This is a genomic window from Coprococcus sp. AF16-22 (assembly GCF_003461545.1).
Classification (GTDB): Bacteria; Bacillota; Clostridia; order Lachnospirales; family Lachnospiraceae; genus Coprococcus; species Coprococcus aceti.
The window spans coordinates 353,626-371,064 of sequence record NZ_QTXH01000001.1 but is presented as its reverse complement, the minus strand read 5'-3'; the positions used below and the strand labels follow the sequence as shown (position 1 = coordinate 371,064).

16 protein-coding genes and 1 tRNA gene are annotated in these 17,439 nt (G+C 43.3%); 14 read left to right on the top strand and 3 right to left on the bottom strand.

Going from position 1 to position 17,439, the window contains the following annotated elements; translation table 11 throughout:
• Nucleotides 1-30 precede the first annotated feature (30 nt).
• The 4 genes from DWW60_RS01645 to DWW60_RS01630 all read left to right on the top strand — a co-directional run bounded on the left by DWW60_RS01645 (nucleotide 31) and on the right by DWW60_RS01630 (nucleotide 5,464).
• Nucleotides 31-1,437, top strand: coding sequence for an oxaloacetate decarboxylase subunit alpha (locus DWW60_RS01645; protein WP_015534888.1), 1,407 nt, complete (start codon nucleotides 31-33; stop codon nucleotides 1,435-1,437).
• A gap of 98 nt (nucleotides 1,438-1,535) precedes the next feature.
• Nucleotides 1,536-2,795: an NAD(P)/FAD-dependent oxidoreductase gene (locus DWW60_RS01640; RefSeq protein ID WP_117874236.1), complete on the top strand. Its 1,260-nt coding sequence runs from the start codon at nucleotides 1,536-1,538 to the stop codon at nucleotides 2,793-2,795.
• A gap of 40 nt (nucleotides 2,796-2,835) precedes the next feature.
• Complete coding sequence (gene cmk, locus DWW60_RS01635) at nucleotides 2,836-3,498, top strand: (d)CMP kinase (RefSeq protein WP_022216517.1); 663 nt, start codon at nucleotides 2,836-2,838, stop codon at nucleotides 3,496-3,498.
• Between the two features lie 16 nt (nucleotides 3,499-3,514).
• Nucleotides 3,515-5,464 (top strand): bifunctional 4-hydroxy-3-methylbut-2-enyl diphosphate reductase/30S ribosomal protein S1, encoded by a 1,950-nt coding sequence (locus DWW60_RS01630; RefSeq protein WP_022216516.1) that lies wholly within the window; start codon nucleotides 3,515-3,517, stop codon nucleotides 5,462-5,464.
• A gap of 71 nt (nucleotides 5,465-5,535) precedes the next feature.
• Here the strand turns inward: DWW60_RS01630 and DWW60_RS01625 are convergent, their stop codons facing one another.
• Nucleotides 5,536-6,594 carry a ribonuclease H-like domain-containing protein gene (locus tag DWW60_RS01625; RefSeq protein WP_055144524.1) on the bottom strand — a complete coding sequence of 353 codons (1,059 nt, stop codon included), beginning with the start codon at nucleotides 6,592-6,594 and terminating at the stop codon, nucleotides 5,536-5,538.
• Nucleotides 6,595-6,796: 202 nt separating this feature from the next.
• Between DWW60_RS01625 and ruvA the strand changes: the two genes are divergently transcribed.
• The 10 genes from ruvA to DWW60_RS01575 all read left to right on the top strand — a co-directional run bounded on the left by ruvA (nucleotide 6,797) and on the right by DWW60_RS01575 (nucleotide 16,086).
• Complete coding sequence (gene ruvA, locus DWW60_RS01620) at nucleotides 6,797-7,399, top strand: Holliday junction branch migration protein RuvA (protein WP_117874235.1); 603 nt, start codon at nucleotides 6,797-6,799, stop codon at nucleotides 7,397-7,399.
• A gap of 26 nt (nucleotides 7,400-7,425) precedes the next feature.
• Nucleotides 7,426-8,433 carry a Holliday junction branch migration DNA helicase RuvB gene (gene ruvB, locus DWW60_RS01615; protein WP_022216513.1) on the top strand — a complete coding sequence of 336 codons (1,008 nt, stop codon included), beginning with the start codon at nucleotides 7,426-7,428 and terminating at the stop codon, nucleotides 8,431-8,433.
• Nucleotides 8,434-8,446: 13 nt separating this feature from the next.
• Nucleotides 8,447-8,848, top strand: a complete 402-nt coding sequence (locus DWW60_RS01610; protein WP_015534892.1) for a cell division protein ZapA — start codon at nucleotides 8,447-8,449, stop codon at nucleotides 8,846-8,848.
• Nucleotides 8,838-11,192, top strand: a complete 2,355-nt coding sequence (locus DWW60_RS01605) for a peptidase U32 family protein (RefSeq protein ID WP_117874234.1) — start codon at nucleotides 8,838-8,840, stop codon at nucleotides 11,190-11,192. The genes DWW60_RS01610 and DWW60_RS01605 overlap by 11 nt, the downstream gene beginning before the upstream one ends.
• A 23-nt stretch (nucleotides 11,193-11,215) precedes the next feature.
• Nucleotides 11,216-12,715, top strand: a complete 1,500-nt coding sequence (locus DWW60_RS01600; protein ID WP_055279976.1) for an FtsW/RodA/SpoVE family cell cycle protein — start codon at nucleotides 11,216-11,218, stop codon at nucleotides 12,713-12,715.
• Nucleotides 12,696-14,147, top strand: coding sequence for a peptidoglycan D,D-transpeptidase FtsI family protein (locus tag DWW60_RS01595; RefSeq protein ID WP_071849453.1), 1,452 nt, complete (start codon nucleotides 12,696-12,698; stop codon nucleotides 14,145-14,147). Before DWW60_RS01600 ends, DWW60_RS01595 begins: the two co-directional genes overlap by 20 nt.
• A gap of 121 nt (nucleotides 14,148-14,268) precedes the next feature.
• Nucleotides 14,269-14,721, top strand: a complete 453-nt coding sequence (locus tag DWW60_RS01590; protein ID WP_022216509.1) for an NUDIX hydrolase — start codon at nucleotides 14,269-14,271, stop codon at nucleotides 14,719-14,721.
• Between the two features lie 63 nt (nucleotides 14,722-14,784).
• Nucleotides 14,785-15,639, top strand: a complete 855-nt coding sequence (locus DWW60_RS01585) for a class B sortase (protein ID WP_015534895.1) — start codon at nucleotides 14,785-14,787, stop codon at nucleotides 15,637-15,639.
• A 45-nt stretch (nucleotides 15,640-15,684) separates the two neighbouring features.
• A tRNA-Leu gene (locus DWW60_RS01580) sits at nucleotides 15,685-15,768 on the top strand.
• A 96-nt stretch (nucleotides 15,769-15,864) separates the two neighbouring features.
• Nucleotides 15,865-16,086 (top strand): hypothetical protein, encoded by a 222-nt coding sequence (locus DWW60_RS01575; protein ID WP_015534896.1) that lies wholly within the window; start codon nucleotides 15,865-15,867, stop codon nucleotides 16,084-16,086.
• Between the two features lie 102 nt (nucleotides 16,087-16,188).
• On the opposite strand, the gene sigE is transcribed toward DWW60_RS01575, so the two are convergent.
• Together sigE and DWW60_RS01565 are read right to left on the bottom strand one after the other, a co-directional pair.
• Nucleotides 16,189-16,926 carry an RNA polymerase sporulation sigma factor SigE gene (gene sigE / locus DWW60_RS01570; protein WP_015534897.1) on the bottom strand — a complete coding sequence of 246 codons (738 nt, stop codon included), beginning with the start codon at nucleotides 16,924-16,926 and terminating at the stop codon, nucleotides 16,189-16,191.
• Nucleotides 16,904-17,359 carry a sigma-E processing peptidase SpoIIGA gene (locus DWW60_RS01565; RefSeq protein WP_022216507.1) on the bottom strand — a complete coding sequence of 152 codons (456 nt, stop codon included), beginning with the start codon at nucleotides 17,357-17,359 and terminating at the stop codon, nucleotides 16,904-16,906. Before DWW60_RS01565 ends, sigE begins: the two co-directional genes overlap by 23 nt.
• Between the last annotated feature and the right edge of the window lie 80 nt (nucleotides 17,360-17,439).

Genomic DNA, 17,439 nt, shown 5'->3' with positions numbered 1-17,439 from the left:
GAATTTATATAATTATAGGAGGACGATAAAATGGCAGATAAGAAACCGATAAAGATTACGGAAACTGTACTGCGTGATGCGCATCAGTCACTTATAGCTACTCGTATGACAACCGAGCAGATGCTTCCTATCATCGACAAGATGGATAAGGTTGGTTATCATTCAGTAGAGTGCTGGGGCGGTGCAACATTTGATGCATCACTCAGATTCCTTAAGGAGGATCCATGGGAGAGACTCAGAAAGCTCAGAGATGGATTCAAGAATACAAAGCTGCAGATGCTCTTCAGAGGACAGAATATCCTCGGATACCGTCATTATGCAGATGATGTTGTAGAGTATTTCGTACAGAAGTCAATCGCAAATGGTATTGATATCATCAGAATATTTGACTGTCTGAACGATCTTAGAAACCTTCAGACATCAGTTAAGGCTTGTAACAAAGAGGGTGGACATGCCCAGGTAGCTCTTTCATATACACTCGGTGATGCATATACTCTGGATTACTGGAAGGATATGGCAAAGAGAATCGAGGATATGGGAGCAGATTCAATCTGTATCAAGGATATGGCTGGACTTCTTGTTCCAAATAAGGCTACAGAGCTTGTACAGGCACTCAAGGATGGTTCAAGCCTTCCAATTCAGCTTCATACACATTACACATCAGGTGTAGCTTCAATGACATATCTCAAGGCTGTAGAGGCTGGATGTGATGTCATCGATACAGCAATCTCACCTCTTGCGCTTGGTACATCACAGCCTGCAACAGAGGTTATGGCCAAGACATTTGAGGGAACAGAGTTTGATCCAGGTCTGGATCAGAAGCTTCTGGCTGAGATAGCAGACTACTTCAGACCACTCAGAGAAGAGTGGATCGCAAGTGGTCTCTTAAATCCAAAGGTTCTTGGCGTTAACGTTAAGACACTTCTCTACCAGGTACCTGGTGGAATGCTTTCAAACCTCGTATCACAGCTCAAGGAGATGGGTGCTGAGGATAAGTTCGAGGCAGTTCTTGAGGAGGTTCCAAGAGTTCGTAAGGACTATGGTGAGCCACCACTTGTTACTCCTTCAAGCCAGATCGTTGGCACGCAGGCAGTTCTCAACGTCGTAACAGGCGAGAGATACAAGATGTGTACAAAGGAGTCAAAGGCACTTGTACGTGGCGAGTATGGTCAGTCAGTAAAGCCTGTTGATCCAGAGGTTAAGAAGAAGGTTATCGGCGATGAGAAGCAGATCACATGCCGTCCAGCAGATCTTCTTGAGAACGAGCTCGACAAGATTGAGAAGGAGATGATCCAGTACAAGAAGCAGGATGAGGATGTACTCACATATGCACTGTTCCCACAGGTTGCAACTGACTTCTTCAAGTACAGAGAGGCTCAGGATAAGAAGGTCGATGTCACACTTGCTGACAAGGACAGCACAGCTTATCCAGTTTAATAACTGAATTCATAAGGTCAGATATATAAATGATCATAAAAAGGGACGGAGCTCCGCGAGCGGAGTCTCTGTCCTTTTGTTTAATATATGGAGATAATATGACAGGAAAAATAGTGGTTATGGGAGCAGGAGCTGCAGGGGTAATGGCTGCACTGACAGCGGCACAGAAGAATAAGGTCATTCTCATTGAAAAGAATGACAGGATCGGAAAAAAGTTATTTATAACAGGTAAGGGACGTTGTAATGTGACAAATGCATGTGACGCTGACGGATTTTTTAATTCAGTGGTCACAAACAGCAAGTTTATGTACAGCTCCTTTTATACATTTGACAACAATATGATAATGGACTATCTGGAGAAGGCCGGATGTCCGCTCAAGATAGAACGCGGAGGAAGAGTGTTCCCGACAAGCGATCATTCTTCAGACGTTATAGGAGCATTCAAAACTCTTATAAACAGAAATAAAAATATAAGTCTGTATTTGAATACGAAGGTTACAGGAATCAATATAGAGGATGGCAGGATAAAGAGTGTTGACGTATCAGGAGATAACGGCGGGACAGGCAATGACAGGATATACTGTGATGCTGTTATAATTTGTACCGGCGGAAGATCGTATCCACTCACGGGATCTACCGGAGACGGATACAGACTGGCAGAACATATGGGTCATACGATAAAGCCGTTAAGTCCATCACTGGTTCCGTTTGAGATAGAAGAGAAATGCTGCTCCATGATGATGGGACTGTCGCTTAAAAACGTGGCACTTCACATAAGCAGTGGAAAGAAGAAAATATTTGACGAACAGGGGGAGATGCTGTTTACCCACTTTGGCATAAGTGGGCCGCTGGTGATCAAGGCCTCCGCATATATACACAGGTATATTGGAAAAGATATAGACATGTACATAGATCTGAAGCCGGCTATGGACAGAGATATGCTTGATGCCAGACTCCTCAAGGATTTCAAGAAATATGCAAACAAAGACTTCAAGAATTCTCTTGGAGATCTGCTTCCGATCAAGATGATAGATGTGGTTGTGGAGAGATCCAGTATCGATCCGTATAAGAAGGTCAACTCAGTGACCAGGGAAGAAAGACAGAGACTTATAGATGTGCTGAAGGAATTCAGACTTACATTTGTGGGGCTTCGGGGATATGATGAGGCTATAATCACAAGAGGCGGAGTGAGCGTAAAAGAGGTAAATCCTTCCACCATGGAGTCTAAGCTTGTGGGGGGCGTGTATTTTGCCGGAGAACTGCTGGATATCGATGCGCTGACAGGTGGATTTAACCTGCAGGTGGCGTGGTCGACTGGATATCTGGCTGGACTTTCTGCTTCCGAGAGTTTACAATAGGCGTGGACGACAGTCAATTTAATTACAGGGAGACGAAGATATGAATATAGCAATAGATGGACCTGCAGGTGCAGGCAAAAGCACGATAGCAAAAAAGGCGGCAGGCGAGCTTGGTTTTATATATGTGGATACAGGTGCCATGTACAGGGCGGTGGCTGTATATCTCACAGAAAGCGATATATCTGCCAGCGATGAAGACCTGGTGGAGAAAAGCATAGCGGACATTTCCGTGGAGATAAAATATGAGGATGGAGCACAGCAGGTCTACCTTAACGGCGAGAATGTAACAGGAAAGCTGAGAACTGAGGCTGCCGGTAATATGGCTTCAAAGGCATCTGCACTTCCATGCGTCAGGGAAAAGCTTTTGTCACTCCAGCGGGATCTCGCTGCTTCAAATGATGTTGTCATGGATGGAAGGGATATAGGAACAAATATACTTCCTTCAGCAGAGCTCAAGGTATACCTTACCGCCTCTTCGGCAGTGAGGGCCAAAAGAAGATATGACGAGCTTGTCGCAAAGGGCGCTGAGAATATTGATATAGAGAAGATAGAGCAGGATATAATCCAGAGGGATAAGCAGGATATGGAGAGAAAAACAGCTCCTTTAAAGAGGGCTGATGACGCGGTTCTTATCGACAGCTCAGATATGACGATAGAGCAGGTTACAGACACTATAGTCGGACTTGCAAGAGAGAGAATGTAATACAGGTGGTTTAGATATGGAGATATTACTTGCAAAGAGTGCCGGATTCTGCTTTGGCGTTCAGCGTGCGGTGGATACAGCATACGAACATGCTGACGAGGAAAATGTGTATACTTATGGTCAGATAATACACAATGAAGAGGTGGTTGGTGACCTTACAAAGCACGGAGTGCAGGTGATCGACAGTGATGACGAATTGCTTGAGATAAAAGACAGCAAGGTCATAATCAGATCCCATGGCGCTGAGAAAAGGATATATGACATTCTGGAGGCTGGTGGGAATACGGTGATAGATGCGACCTGTCCATTTGTCAAGAAGATACACAACATAGTGCGCGAGGAAGGACAGAAAGGAAATACAGTCGTCATCATAGGCGACTCAAGCCATCCCGAGGTGAAAGGAATCGTGGGCTGGTGTGTAGAGCCTCCGGTAGTCATAGGTTCCGAGGAGGAGGCTGAGGCTTTTGTAAGAAAATGTATTGACGGAGAGGTCAAAACAGCGGATAATATATCGATAGTTAGTCAGACAACTTTTAATTACAGAAAATTTAATTATATTGTTGATATTATTCGAAATAAATTGTATAATGTTACTGCTTATAAGACTATCTGTAATGCTACGTCTGTGCGTCAAAGGGAGGCGCAGGAGATTGCATCAAAGGTAGATGCCATGATTGTTATAGGTGGTCGGAACAGCTCTAATACTCAGAAGTTATATGAGATTAGTAAAAAAGAATGTGAGAATACTTACTATATACAGACACTCGTTGATTTGGATTTGACTACTTTTGAATCCGTTAGTAGGGTAGGTATTACAGCTGGGGCATCTACCCCAAACAAAATTATTAAGGAGGTTCATGGTAGGATGGACGAGATGAATTTTGAAGAATTATTAAAGAATGATGAGAGCAGAGTCTCAATCAAGACAGGAGAGATAGTAGAAGGTAGAGTTATCGATGTTAAGCCTGATGAGATTCTGGTAGACATCAGCTACAAGTCAGATGGTATTATTCCTAGAAGCGAGTATACCAACACACCTAATGCAGATCTGACAGAGCTTGTACATGTTGATGATCCGATAACAGCCAAGGTTGTTAAGACAAACGATGGCGAGGGATCAGTTCTTCTCTCATACAAGAGAGTTGCTGCAGAGAAGGCTAATGAGAAGCTTGAGGCTGCTCTTGAGTCAGGAGAGATCCTTACAGGTAAGGTTGTTCAGGTTGTAAGCGGTGGACTTAACGTTATGTACGATGAGACAAGAGTATTTATCCCTGCTAGTCTTGTTTCAGATACATACGAGAAGAATCTTGACAAGTACCTTGATCAGGATATCGAGTTTGTACTCACAGAGTACCAGCCAAAGAAGAGAAGAATAATTGGTAACAGAAAGCAGATCGTTGCAGCAAGAAAGGCAGAGGCTGCAAAGGCTCTGTTTGATAGAATAGAAGTTGGAATGATAGTTGAGGGTGTTGTAAAGAACGTTACAAGCTTCGGTGCATTCATAGATCTCGGTGGAGCAGACGGACTTCTTCACATCTCAGAGATGTCATGGGGAAGAGTTGACGATCCTAAGTCAGTTCTCAAGGTTGGTGATACTGTTAAGGCATTCATCAAGAACATTGACGGCGAGAAGATCGCTCTCAGCCTTAAGTTTGATGATACAAACCCATGGCTTAACGCAGCAGAGAAGTATGCTCCTGGAACAGTAGTTACAGGTAAGGTAGCAAGAATGGCTGATTTCGGTGCATTTATCGAGCTTGAGCCAGGTGTTGACGCACTTCTCCATGTATCACAGATCTCATATGAGCATGTTAACAAGCCAGAGGATGTATACAAGGTAGGCGATGAGGTTGAGGCAGTTGTTGTTGAGTGCAATGCAGAAGACAAGAAGATCAGTCTCAGCGTAAAGGAATTACTTCCAGCTCCAGAGTATACAGATGATGTAGCAGAGGACACAGAGGAGTAATCTGATATATAGACAGTTAAGAAAACCGTAGTCGATAATGACTACGGTTTTTTTATGCCAGAATATTTATATCAGAATAGTTTGTTCAGGACTGCAAGGATATAGGCGTGGGATTGCTCACATTTTTCGTGTAATTCGGTGCTGTCCGAAAGAAAACGGTTTCCTTTAAGATCTGTATCATAGAATATCTCTCCGTGAAATCCTGGTGGACAGGGTATGAAGCTGCCGGTCTTGGTGGTGAAAGCATTGTCCTTTGTCGCTTTTTCCTTGTGGGCATCGTCCACATAAGCCGCCATTGATTTGTGTATGGCCATGTGCTCCATAGGTAGATAGTAATAATTTTTGTAGTCCTTGAAGAAGTATTTCATTTCGGTGTCCCGGGTCTTTGGAACGACCACATGCATATGTGTGTTACATGCATTTACAAGAATTCCATTCAGGGATTCCGTTATGCGGCATGGAAGCTTTGGAATGGAACAGTTGTATGTTATTGAATCGATGGTATCGGATATATCATCTATCTGAAAGTCATCAGGAATATGAGGGATATTCACAAATTCAGATATAGATATAAGCCCTCTTATATCGTCATGGTTATGGGTGAGCATATCGTCAAGCAGAGATTCGTCGTGAGAATTCAGATAATGCTTGTAGGCGGATATAAGATCGCCTCCTGATATAAAAGTATTTCTCTGGAAGTCAATCAGATGCTCTATGTCAAACTGTTTAGCCGAGTCCAGACGCAGAAGCTTTTTGTATTTTCTGGTTGTTCTATATATATCCACGCTCTGTATATTGTCAAGCGTAGAGTCCACGTCGAATTGCTCCATCTTTTTCAGCAAGTAGGGGATGTCAAAGGTATCGCCGTTGTATGACACCAGTATTTTGTGATTCTTTAGGATCTGTTCAAAATGGGACAGCATTTCAGGCTCTGAAGTTCCGTTGTCATTGAATATCAACTGGGTGCGAAATGCACTGTCTGAGAAATATGAACATCCGATCAGATAGAGATCCGAACGTTTGGCGCTGAGGCCGGTTGTTTCTATATCAAAATAGAGTATATCCGACAGCTCGTCCGATATGTGAGCTGTATCTACATTTATGTCTTCAGTATATTCAAAAATTTTCATAATGGCTCCTTTGGGTTCCCTGCGTAAGGTACATTATAGAACAAGCACTGTTCTGCAATATATATAGTAGCTGTCGTTTTTCAAAAAAGCAAACATATATTCACAATTGATAAATAATATGATATAATTACGAAGATTTAATGTCGGTTTCTATGCGATTTTGAGATACCGTCATATATTACAGGACAGGAAAAGTTAACGGATGATTTCATATATTCGAGGAGCACTTGAAATAAAGGGTGACAATTATATAGTGATCGAGTGTGGTGGAATAGGGTATCAGCTCATGGTATCCGGAAAGTTTATGGAGAAGCTTCCACCGGTACATTCAGAGATAAAAGTAAGCACATACATGTATATACACGAGGATGAGATAAGTCTGTTTGGCTTTGAGAACGCAGATGAACTCAATGTGTTCAAGATACTGCTGGGAGTGAGCGGTGTGGGGCCAAAGGTTGCCATGTCTCTTCTGTCAACACTCACCGTGAACGAGCTCAGGCTTGCGGTCATATCTGAGGATGTAAAGGCCATATCAAAGGCTAATGGAATCGGGGCAAAGGGCGCTTCGAGGATCATTCTGGAGCTCAAGGATAAGCTGAGCATGGAGGATATGATAGATGCAGCATACAATGATTCGGTTGCTGTGCAGACCGCTGCAGGCGATGTGAGAACAAATGTCATATCGGCTCTCACAGAACTTGGATATTCAGGTGTTGAGGCGGGACGTGCTGTTTCGCGCGTAGATGGTTCAGCGGATATGGATGAGGAGCAGCTCCTTAAGGCGGCACTCAGATTTATGATATAGATTATTGATCAGATAGGTAGAAAAAAATGGGCAGAATTATTTCAACAGAAAGCTTGGACATAGAAGAACAGAAAAGTGAATATAATCTCAGACCTCAGTATCTGTCGGAGTATATTGGACAGAAAAAGGTCAAGGATAATCTGCACATATTCATAGAGGCGGCGAAGAAGAGAAATGAGCCACTGGATCATCTGCTTCTGTATGGACCGCCGGGACTTGGTAAGACGACGCTGTCGACCATTGTGGCAAATGAGATGGGGGTAAATATCAAGATTACCTCGGGACCTGCCATAGAAAAGCCCGGTGAGCTTGCCGCGATACTCAACAATCTGTCGGACAACGACATTTTGTTTATCGATGAGATACACAGACTCAGCACACAGGTTGAGGAGGTGCTCTATCCGGCTATGGAGGATTACGCAATAGATGTTGTGATAGGCAAGGGCGCAGGTGCAAGGTCGATCAGACTTGATCTGCCAAGATTTACACTGATAGGTGCAACGACGAGGGTCGGAATGTTGTCGGCTCCCCTAAGGGACAGATTTGGAATGGTGGACAAGCTGGAATTTTATACCCATGACGATCTGAGAGAGATAGTGATGAGGTCAGCGGAGGTTCTTGGAGTTGACATAGACGAGGAGGGTGCACTTGAGATCGCAAGAAGATCAAGAGGTACACCGAGACTTGCGAACAGACTTCTCAAGCGCTGCAGGGATTATGCTGAGGTGTGTCATGACGGCCATATAGATCACGATGTTGCTAAGGCCGCTCTGGACAAGCTTCAGGTCGATTCCATGGGACTGGACGTGAACGATAGAAATATATTAATGACAATGATAGAGAAATTTGCAGGAGGGCCTGTCGGTCTGGATACACTGGCGGCTGCCGTTGGTGAGGATCCGGGCACGATAGAGGATGTGTATGAGCCGTATTTCATAATGAATGGATTCATAAACAGAACTCCCCGGGGAAGAGTTGTCACTGATCTATGTTACAGACATTTTGGACTGGATGCATTTATAAAGGATAAGTAAAGGAGAATGGGATATGGCACAGAAGAATGATATCAAGGTGGTAATCAACAATAAAGTATATACATTGAGCGGCCAGGAGAGCGAGGACTATCTCCAGAATGTGGCGACATATATCAATGGCAAGATAGCAGAATGTCAGTCATCTGAGGCGTACAGGAGATTTAACGCAGAGTATCAGAATGTTCTGCTTGCACTGAATATAGCCGATGACTACTTTAAGGCAAAGGATCAGGTCAATCAGATGCTCACCGAGGATGACGACAAGGATAAGCAGATATATGATCTGAGACATGAGGTTATCGAGGTGCAGATAAAGTATGAGTCTGCACAGAAGATGATAGAGGAATACAAAGAGAAGATAAGTGAACTTCAGAGACAGATCATAAAACTTGAAGCGGAGAAAAATGTTAAATAAGACTGAAATTTTGGCACCGGCGGGCAACACGGAGGCGGTGAAAGCTGCAGTCAATGCATATGCAGACGCGGTATATCTTGGAGGCAGTATGTTCAGTGCCCGGGCATTTGCCGGTAATTTTGATGAAAAAGAATTGCTTGATACCATAGACTATTGTCACAGATTCGGAGTGAAGGTCTATATGGCGATCAACACACTGCTTAAGAATGAAGAGATACAAAGGCTCCCATCATATGTGGAGCCTTATTACAGGCAGGGCGTGGATGGGATAATTGTACAGGATATGGGAGTTGTCTCCGTTCTGGGCAAGTCGTTTCCAGACCTTCCATTGCACGGAAGTACACAGCTCAGCGTGTCCAGTTCACAGGGCGCTGCGTTTCTGAAAAGCATAGGCATGACCAGATTTGTGCCATCGAGAGAATTGTCATTGTCAGAAATCACAGAGATCAAGAAAAATGTTGATATAGAGGTGGAGACATTTGTCCACGGAGCGATGTGTTACAGCTATTCCGGAAGGTGCCTGATGAGCAGCTTTGCCGGAGGAAGAAGCGGTAACAGGGGAAGGTGTGCCCAGCCGTGCAGAAAGCAGTATGCCTCAAATGATGTAAATGAGTATATGCTCAGCCTGAAGGATATGTGCATGTTGAAGAGTCTGAGCAGGCTCATAGATGCGGGAATTGATTCTTTCAAGATAGAGGGAAGAATGAAAAAGCCAGAGTATGTGGCTGCAACCGTGACTGCGTACCGTGAGGTCAGAGATGCTTATCTGGCGGGCGAATCAGTGGAGAAACTGGCAGAGGAGCAGGAGAAGAAGCTTCTCGACATATATAACAGGGGCGGATTCTGCTCAGGTTATTATTACACATCCAATGGCAAAAAGATGCTTGCAAACAGCAGACCGAACCACACAGGAATTAAGGTTGGGCGTGTGAATGCGGTAGAAAAGCCATATGTGGATATAAAACTTGACGAGAATGTATCCGCAGGCGATGTCCTTGAGATAAGAGGCAGAAATGGTGATGTGGAGCTCACATGCAATGTGGCGGCAAAAGCGGGAAAGAATGTCAGACTTAAGGCGAAGTCATTCAGGAGCATTGCAAAGTTCAATGATGTATACCGTACAAGAAACGGTAAGCTTCTGGAAGATATACAGAATAATATAATAAATGCCGACAGGAAGATAGAGCTCGCTGCACATGTCAGTGCGTATGCGGATCAGCCATTAGAGCTTAAGCTTTCAACTGTAGAAGGAAAGTGTTCTGTCTCAGTCGAGGGGCCTGTGTGTACACAGGCACTTAACAAGCCTGTCACAGAGTCACAGATAGTTGACAAGATCAAAAAGACAGGCGGTACAGATTATGTGCTCGTGGATATAGCTGCTGATGTATCTGACAACCTGTTTGTACAGATAAGCGCAGTGAACAACCTGAGGCGGGAGGCGCTTGAACAGCTTGGACTGCAGATCTCACAGAGTTACAGGCGGGATGGCGGTGCAGTAAGAACTGGCCTGCCTAGCGCTGAAAGACCTCTTGAAAATGTGAAAAACAACACTGTTCACGGTGTTACAGTTGGAGTGTCGGACGCTGACCATGTAAATATTGTTAAGAATTATAAATGGGTCAGCAATGTAATAGTAGATTATAATGTCAGAAAATATGCAGATGAATTGAAGCAGGCCGGATTCAGAGTGATCCTTGCTCTGCCTGAGGTATTGCGGCAGAGAGAGCTTGACAGATATTCAGGCCTTTCCGGTGAACTTGGTTCATTTGACGGTGTGATGATCAGAAATTATGATGAGCTGGGAATTCTAAAGAAGTTGGACTATAAGGGACTCGTGATCGCAGATGCCAGTCTCTATGCGTATAATGATAATGCGTTTGATTTCTATAGAGAGAATATGGGTGATGTGTGCTTTATGTGCTCAAACGAGCTCACACTTGATGAGATACATGGTCTTTCATATGATACACTCATAAAGCTCTATGGTCATCAGAAGGTTATGATCACTGCAAACTGTATAGCAGGCAATTACATGAACGGCTGTGCCTCAAGGAAGATGTCCCGGAATGTCCTGACGGATGACAGGGGAAACAGATTCTATGTCAGAAATGACTGTGCGCACTGCTATAACATTATATATAATGGTGTTCCTACAAATATGATAGACAGACTGGCTGAAACCGGTATTTCAGGTAAAGACTGTTATATTGAATTTACAATTGAGGATACTAATAAAGTAAAGGATATAATGGACAGTCTGGAGCTTGCCATGTCAGGGGAAAAAGCAGTATCCATGTCTGTAGATCAGTATACCAGGGGACATTATTACAAAGGAATCGATTAAGATTTTTTGATAAAGGTGGAAACATGATAACAATAGTAACGGAGATAGCGAAGTATTTGATCATATTTTTTATGGTTTTATACACCGTAAAATGCTTTACGGTTTTAAAGCCTGTGCCTGCCGATAAGAAACGGCGGGCGCTTAATGTGCAGATATTTTATGTGTTCATGATACATTTTCTTTGCTATCTGACATTATATCTGCATTATGAGAAGAAGAGCATACTTATATTTTATCTGCTACAGATGATAGTATCCATAACATATATGGTTTCATATCATGCCATTTATAAGGGCTCATCGAGACTTATAACGAACAATATGTCATTCCTTCTTCTCATAGGTTATGTCATGCTGACAAGACTTGATTTTGACCTGGCGAAGAAGCAGTTTATATTTGCCACGATCATGTTGGTGGTGACGGCATTTGTGCCGTTGTTCGTGGTAAAGTTCCCGCAGATAAAGAAATGGAATATATTCTATGCGGTGTTTGGTATAGGCTTCCTGTGCACGGTGTTCATCCCGCATGTGGGAGTTGATAAATATGGTTCAAACAACTGGATAAGCATAGGCGGAATATCGATGCAGCCTATGGAGATCGTCAAGATCATATTCGTATTCTTCCTTGCCAGCTCATTTGAAAAGGCAAAGAACTTTAAGGATATGATGAAAACGATCTGTGTAGCAGGACTTTTCATGCTGGTTCTGGTGGCTGAGACGGATCTCGGTGGTGCGGTGATCTTCTTCATGGTATTTGTCATGATGCTGTACCTTGCCACTGGTAAGCACAGCATACTTATAGGCGGAGGCCTCGGAGGTTCGGTTCTTGCTGTGGTTGGATATATGCTTTTGAAGAATCATTTCAGCCATGTCACCATGAGAATCGATGCATGGCTTAACCCGATCGAATATATAGATGGAAGTGGATATCAGGTTGCACAGAGTCTGTTTGCGATAGGCTCGGGCGGATTCGAGGGAACGGGTCTGTGCCAGGGACTTCCGACATCGATACCGGTCGTGTCCAGTGATTTTATATTTGCTGCGATATGTGAGGAGCTTGGAGTTATATTTGGACTCTGCCTGCTTCTTATGTATCTGAGCTGCTTCATATATTTCATCAATATATCGATGAAGATAAGAGATGCTTTTTATAAGAATGTAGCCTTTGGTTTTACAATATGCTTCATATTCCAGATATTCCTGAACGTTGGCGGTGTTGTGAAGTTCATACCATCTACGGGTGTGACGCTGCCACTTGTGAGCTATGGAGTGAGTTCGGTTGTCAGCACACTCATTATATTTGGAATAATTCAGGGTATATGTGTATTAGAGAACAGAGGAGTTGATAAAAATGTCAGACAGGAAAGTATCAGCAGGGAAGAGTGGACAGAGACCCCAGTTGCGGTCAGGGGCCAGTCAAACAGCGGTGAAAAACAACGCAAACAGAAAAAGCCAGTCCAGCGCAAAGCAAAGACAGGATACGACAGGAAAGAGACGAACTCAGATGAATTCTGGGGAGAATAGTGACATTCTGGACAAGAAGACAAATGACAAAAAGAATGTGCCTGTTCTGGTTATAACATATTTTGTTGTCATAATCTTTATCTGTATGTTTGCATATATTATCGTGTTTATGGTGAGGGATTCAAGAACATTCATCGCCAATTCATACAATGGGAGACAGTCTCTCTATGCGGAGAAGATAAAGAAGGGAAGCATCATATCCAGCGATGGAAATGTCCTTGCGGAGACATTGACGGATGATGATGGAAATGAGTACAGAAATTATCCATATTCCAATGTGTTCGCACATGTTGTCGGATATGACAGCAACGGACAGGCGGGACTTGAGATGAGCTCCGCGTACTATCTCCTGACATCAAACCAGAACATAATCACGCAGACATACAACAAGCTCAGGAATGAGAAGAGTCTGGGAAACAATGTCATAAGTACACTGAATACCACGCTGCAGAGCACGGCTTACGATGCACTGGGATATAATGACGGCGCTGTTGTGGTTATGGAACCGGATACTGGAAAGATCCTTGCCATGGTCTCAAAGCCTGATTTTGATCCGAACTATATAGACAGTGTGATAGAGGATTCACAGGATTCTGACAGCTCTTATCTGTTGAATCGTGCAACACAGGGTCTGTATCCACCTGGTTCAACCTTCAAGGTACTCACGGCTCTGGAGTATATTCATGAGAACAGCAATTATCAGAAATATTCGTATGAGTGCGAGGGCGAGGATATATTTGACGGAGTACAGATACACTGCTCAGATTATGCGGTTCATGGAACTGTGGATCTGGCGGACTCACTGGCGAAATCTTGTAACACTTCATTTGCCAATATAGGAATGAAGCTCAACAAGCAGTCGTACAAGGATCTGTGTGAGAAGTTCCTGTTTAACAAGGATCTTCCTTATGACGGATATTACAGAAAATCAGTATTCGAGTTAAATGCAACCTCAGATGATTCGGAGATACCGCAGACAGCCATAGGACAGGGCGACACACTTATAACACCTCTGCACAGTGCCATGATCATGAGCACCATAGCAAACGGAGGAGTCATGATGTCCCCATATCTTATCGACAGGATAGAGACATGCGATGGCAATCTTGTAAAGACATTCAAGCCGAACACCTACGGTAAGATCATATCTGCATCTGACGCAAGACTTCTGAAGGATCTGATGCTTGGCGTAACATCATATGGTACGGCATCGGATGCATTTGCAGATTGCTCATATACCATAGCCGGAAAGACAGGTACTGCGGAGTTCAACGACAACATGGATTCACATTCGTGGTTTGTTGGATTCTCAAATGTTGATGATCCGGATATAGTCGTATGTGTCATAGTTGAGAATGCAAGCTCAACTGGAGCTTCAGCAAAGTATATTGCCAGACAGCTCTTTGACGCATACTATAATTATGTGAAATAATTGCACAAAATGATGCGTATGCCATTAATACGTGATCATATTTACTTTAAAAATAATTTGACATATGATATACTGACTTCAAGTTTTAATTACACACCCGGAAGAAACAGGAGGAATTGCAGTGATAGAAGCAACAAGCTGTGGAGGGGTGGTAATCTTCAGAGGAAAAGTATTGTTGTTGTATAAGAATTACAAGAACAAATACGAAGGATGGGTTCTCCCCAAGGGAACTGTTGAAAAGGGCGAGGAGCACGATGAGACCGCCTTGCGAGAAGTGAAAGAGGAGACAGGTGTAAGCGCATCTATAATCAAATACGTGGGAAAGAGCAATTACACTTTTAACACGGCATTTGATGTGGTAAATAAGGATGTTCATTGGTATCTCATGATGTCTGACAGCTATTACAGCAAGCCACAGAGAGAAGAGTATTTCGTGGATTCCGGTTACTACAAATACCATGAAGCCTACCACCTTCTGAAATTTCCTAACGAGAAGCAGATACTTGAACAGGCATATTCAGAGTATGTTGATCTTAAGAAAAAGAATCTGTGGGGAAACAAGAAGTATTATTAATCAACAAAAGGACTTCTGTATGCAGGTACAGAAGCCTTTTTAGTTTTCTTTTGAGGGTAAGACATGAACAGAAAGAATGCAGACAGATCAAAACAAAAGAAAAAGAGAACAGCAAAGGATATAGTTTTGGACATACTGCTGGTCGTTTTTTTACTTATAGCAGTTTGGAGCGGTGCGTATCTTGGAAGGTATTATTATATTGCGAAGAATGCGCAGAATAACTTCAATGATCTTAAAGGAATGCTCGATACCGATGGGGATGATACCGAAAAGGTTACGGTGGAGGTCTCGGATAAAAGTAAGGACAATGGCGAGAAGAAGATACTCAAGAAATTCGAGAAGTTATACGAGAAGAACAGTGATATTGCAGGATGGCTCACGATCGATGGCACGACCATAGATTATCCGGTCATGTACACTCCCGATGACAACGATTATTATCTGCATCTGGATTTCGATAAGAACTGGAGTGATCCGGGTACACCGTTCATAGATACGAACTGCAGGCCGTTTGATGACAGAACGGACAATGTTCTCATATACGGACATAACATGAAGTCGGGAATAATGTTCAGAGAGCTGCTTCAGTATGAGGACGAGAGCTTTTATAAGAAGCATAAGAATATCAAGTTTGACACGTTGTATGAGACCGGAACATACGAGGTCATCGGTGCATTCCGATCGGAGATATATCCTGACGATGACACGGAGCACTATCATTATTATGAGTTCTTTAACGCTGCGGATAAGGCGGAATTTGATGAATATATTGATTTTGTCAAGTCAAACACATCATATGACAGCGGTGTTACGGCTGAGTACGGTGATGAACTCATCACACTTTCAACATGCGCTTCACACACTGAGGATGGCAGATTTGTCGTGGTTGCGCGAAGGATAACAGGGGATGATAAGTAGTTGACACTAAATGGGGCATGTGTTAATATAACAAATGTCGCAAGCGCCGGCTTGTCGGAATTGGCAGACGAGGCAGACTCAAAATCTGTTGGTGGCAACATCGTGCGGGTTCAAGTCCCGCAGCCGGCATTATATTGAGCCTGAAACCTGAGTAGAATCAAGGGTTTCAGGCTCTTTTGGTATACGTGGGAATAAGATCTTGAAATGAATGGGAGGTGATATATTATGATGAGTAGAAAAGTAAAACAGCAGGTGAATTCGGCTGTGAATGAGTTGGATATGAATCTGGCGAACAACTACAAGGATCTGGCGCATAAAGCCTTGAAGGAACTTGATGAGCTGGTTACGAAGCTTAATGAGGAGGGGCAGCTCAAGGAAAAGGACTACACCAAACTGAGGGATAAAGTGGATGATTACAAGAGACGTATGGCGGGATATCATCACTGACAGTATGTCATAATGACATAATATCGTCACTGAAAGATTATGACCGGGAGACTGCAGAACAACGGATGTATGTAGCTTCCCGGTCATATTTGTCTGTGTGTATCAGTATTGCTTCATTATCTCTCTGCGAAGCTTCTTGATTATTCTTTTTTCCAGCCTGGATATGTAGGACTGGGATATTCCCAGGAGATCAGCCACCTCCTTCTGAGTCTTTTCTACCCCACCTATGGTGTTTATTCCATACCGCAGTTCTATGATGGTGCGTTCCTTTTCACAGAGCTTTGATATTGCATTGTCGAGGAGATTGTAGTCTACCTCTGTCTCCAGATCACGGTAGACTACGTCCTCATCCGTTCCCAGAATGTCGGACAGAAGCAGTTCGTTGCCGTCCCAGTCAACATTCAGCGGTTCATCGATGGACACCTCTGTTCTGAGCTTGCTGTTGCGACGGAGAAACATGAGTATTTCATTCTCAATACATCTTGATGCGTAGGTAGCAAGCTTTATGTTTTTGTCATTTTTGAAGGTGTTTATGGCTTTGATGAGACCGATCGTGCCTATGGATATCAGATCCTCAATTCCGACACCCGTGTTGTCAAATTTTTTAGCAATGTATACGACAAGTCGCAGATTTCGCTCTATCAGCATTTTCTTTGCGGAATCCGACTGGTTGTTTGTGAGTTCGTTTATGACCACGGCCTCCTCGTGGGGCTCCAGCGGGGCGGGAAGTACCTCGGTTCCTCCAATATAATATATATCTTTGCCGCTTTTCAGGGAGCGCAGTGAAATATTGCTGGCAACAGTAAATTTGAAGTCGTTACCCCTTATTGTGTTTAACATGTCTTTTGCCTCTTTTCATATAATATTTGCTTAAAAGAATACATTTGTCTGTGTGAAGTATATTAAATGTATTTGGGCTGATACCGATCAGTGGTCTGTGTTCCATGTATGAGCTGTCGATGAACATGTAGTCAATGTCCATGGCGAGCATAAGCTGATTTCCGGAGCATATCGTATTGTAGGGAATTATGTGTATTCCGGCCGGAATGTCATCACGGTAATCATATTCATATATGGAAGACGGTTTTTTGATGTAGTCATCGAGCAGTGGAGTCAGTTCCGGTGGAGCCAGTTCGATGGCTACGGCGTATGTAGTCACGGCGACGTTGCGTCCTGTGAGATTGCATCTTAGCGTGTTACCTGTGTCCAGGTAACCGATAGCATTGGTGATCCTTGAATGTCTGCCTAGTAATACATTTGTCAGAAAGTTCAAATAATTCACTTCTTTTCATGTAGTGCAATTGGAATTATATATGTGGGCCGGTAAGAAAATGGTCGTATTACAATAAATGA